Raw genomic sequence first — 2,949 nt, 5'->3', positions numbered from 1 at the left:
TCAAGCCACCCAGGATGCACTGGCGGCCGGCTTCAGTGTCGATAACTCCGGCTGGAGCTATGACATTGCCAACAGCCTGGTGCAGTTTCTCGCCGTCGGCGAGACCATCACCCTGAGCTTTGATGTCACTGTCGATGACGGCAACGGCGGCACCGACACTGAAACCGTGACAATCACCATCAATGGTACCAACGACCCGGTTGAAGGCGAATTTGCCAAAGAGATCTGGGTTCCGGCCTCCCTGTTGCAACTCTCGGATCCTTATCTTGCCGGCTATCCGCTAAACATTGATGTACCGAGCGATGTAGATGCTACTGATGAAATTAGCATCACAAACCTGAGCCTTGAGTTTATCGATCCGGGGGAAACCGCCGAGATAGGCTCCATTTGGTATTGGGATGAAGACATCCAGATGCTGGTGCAGTATGACTTTAACAATCCTGAGGCCTTATCTGCCACAGAGTTGGGCAGTCTGGTCTATATGCCGGGGGATAACGGTGATATAGAGGAACAACTGGATATTTCTCTGACCTTCACAGTCAACTCAGGTACAGATCAGGTTGATGGCGACTTCATCATCCATGCTGTGCCGGGTAACAGCTTGGGAGGGGAAAGTGTCACCATAGGTGATGGTTCATCGCCTTTGACCTCAGGGAATGATCAAGATGCTGTCCTCAGTATCAGTGGCGGATTCGCCGATGCCATTAATTTAGCTCCAGCCAATGGTAGCCTGGATCTGTTTACCGATTACCAGAAATCGCCCTTTGCCATTCCAATTCCCGGAGATGAGAGAGACATTGACACTACCGCGGGCAGCAAGCGGGAAACGGAGGTCTCAGTCAGGCTTACCATTAACGGCATAACCTTCATAGTGCTGTTGGCAGATCCCGTCGATAGCGTAGAACAGACTTGGTTCTATGATGCGGATTCAGGCTTGATGAAGGCCAGTATTAGCTACGATCAGATAGTGCAAGAATCGGATAACTCAGTAACTCTCGCCGACTACCTGACTTTGAATCCGGCCCAAGCAGGCGATCTATGGACCATTACTTACTTCGACAATGATGGAGGCAGTTATCAGGCCAGGTATGTACAAGCTGTATTTACTCACGAGCTACTACCTGATGATGCCATTACGGTAACAGGAACCGACGACATAGATAATCTCATCTTTGGTAGCACTCAAAGTGACTCGCTCACCGGGGCAAACCAAAGCGATGAAATAGTCGGTCGCGAAGGAAATGACACCATCTATGGTCTGGAAGGTGATGACCAACTACTGGGTGGCGCCGGCAATGACTACATCTTTGGCGGTACAGGTGCCGACTATCTGGTTGGCGGCCCCGGCAGTGATCGCTTGGATGCAGGTATAGACAATGACAGAGATATATTGATCTGGGATGCAGGGTCTGCAGATGGCAGCACTGATGAAGTCTATAACTTCGACCCTAACACAGATGCACTGGATTTATCAGACATCTTGGTCAATGAAGAAAACGGGGTTTTGGATGATTACCTGGACTTCAGCTTTGTGGGTGGCAACACCATCATAAGTGTCGACACAACAGGTGCCGGAGGGGACAGTGTCACCATAGTTCTCAATGGTGTGGATCTGTCCACAGAGTATGGAACTACAGATGAAGGTGTGATTATTCAATCCCTTATCTCCGACGGTGCATTGTTGGTCACTCAACCTGTTGTTCAGGCTTCTCTTCCAGAGCCTAACTATACTTATTCATCCGAGGAACAATTAATTCCCTAACCTTAAGCAATAATTTTTTCAATAGAATCAACAGGAGCCGCAGGCTCCTGTTTTTTTATTAATCAACAGTAAAAAATATTTCTTTTAAATCAGCAAATTAACAAATTTGCAAATAGCGTCAAAAAATTGACCTTTGAAACTAATTAATCTAAAATCGCACCCAAGAGATTTACACTATTTGCCAACTTGCAACCCAAACCTATTGGGCTGCAACTTTATTGATACGGATATTGCAAGCGCCGGGGGCGGGACATGAAAGCACTTATCACTACACAAGATGGTCAAGTTAAGACTTTGAATGGCAAGGCTTATGTCATGTCAAATGGCCAGCAAGTGCCACTACAACAGGGCGACTTCGTCGCGCAGGGAAGCGAAGTTTTTGTCGATAATGATGCACAAATAGAGCTCTTGCTCAGTGACGGAAGCAGTCTTGGAAGTGAAGCTGAAGTCCCTCAGGAAGCGTTGCAAAGTGCCGATTCTGCAACAGATTCTGAAATTGCTCAGCTACAGGCCCTTATCGCTGCGGGAGAAGATCCAACCGCTTCATTGCCTGATACTGCTGCCGGTGGAGCTCAAGGGAATGAGGGGACGTCCGGCTTTGTTTCCTTGGCAAGAAGTGGGGCAGAAACTCTGGCTGCCAGTGGCTACGATTCAGCGGGCGTCGAAGCTGATGCCATTACACTGCAAGATGGCTTGTCACAAAACACCTTCGAGTTGACTCAAGTTGCTCCCAGCACTGTAACCTTGTTGGCGCCAACCCAAGTCAACGAGGGTGGCAGCATTACCTACACTGCTGTTGTAGACAATGCTCCTCTGGAAAGTGATTTGGTTCTGACCTTGTCCAACGGCGCAACGATAGTGATCCCTGTTGGCCAAACTTCAGGCAGTGTTACCGTCGACGCCCCCAGCGATGATGTCTACTTGGACAGTGAAGTACTGAATGTCGGTGTCACTGAGTCCCAGGGCGGCAACTATGAAAACTTGGACCTCGGCAATAGTGTCGATACTCAGGTCAATGACACCATAGATACCACCACGGTCACCCTGACCGCCCCGGCTGAAGTGAATGAAGGCGGCCAGATCACCTATACCGCCACGGTCAATAATGCCCCCGAAACTGACTTGGTACTGACCCTGTCCAACGGCGCCAGCATCACCATCGCGGCAGGTCAGACGTCCGGCACCGT

At 49.4% G+C, this 2,949-nt stretch carries 2 protein-coding genes; both read left to right on the top strand.

The window, feature by feature from the left end:
- The coding region (locus ACF8D4_RS04825) for a type I secretion C-terminal target domain-containing protein (protein ID WP_392468490.1) at nt 1–1,762 on the top strand (1,762 nt) is incomplete at its 5' end.
- 252 nt (nt 1,763–2,014) lie between these two features.
- Nucleotides 2,015–2,949, top strand: a 935-nt coding sequence (locus ACF8D4_RS04820) for a retention module-containing protein (RefSeq protein ID WP_392464708.1), incomplete at its 3' end; no start/stop codon positions are given.

It is taken from the genome of Shewanella sp. YQ_9, from assembly GCF_043103185.1.
In the GTDB taxonomy this organism is placed as follows: Bacteria; Pseudomonadota; Gammaproteobacteria; order Enterobacterales; family Shewanellaceae; genus Shewanella; species Shewanella algae.
Note: the sequence above shows the minus strand (reverse complement) of the source record. Positions and strands in the feature narration are given on the sequence as shown.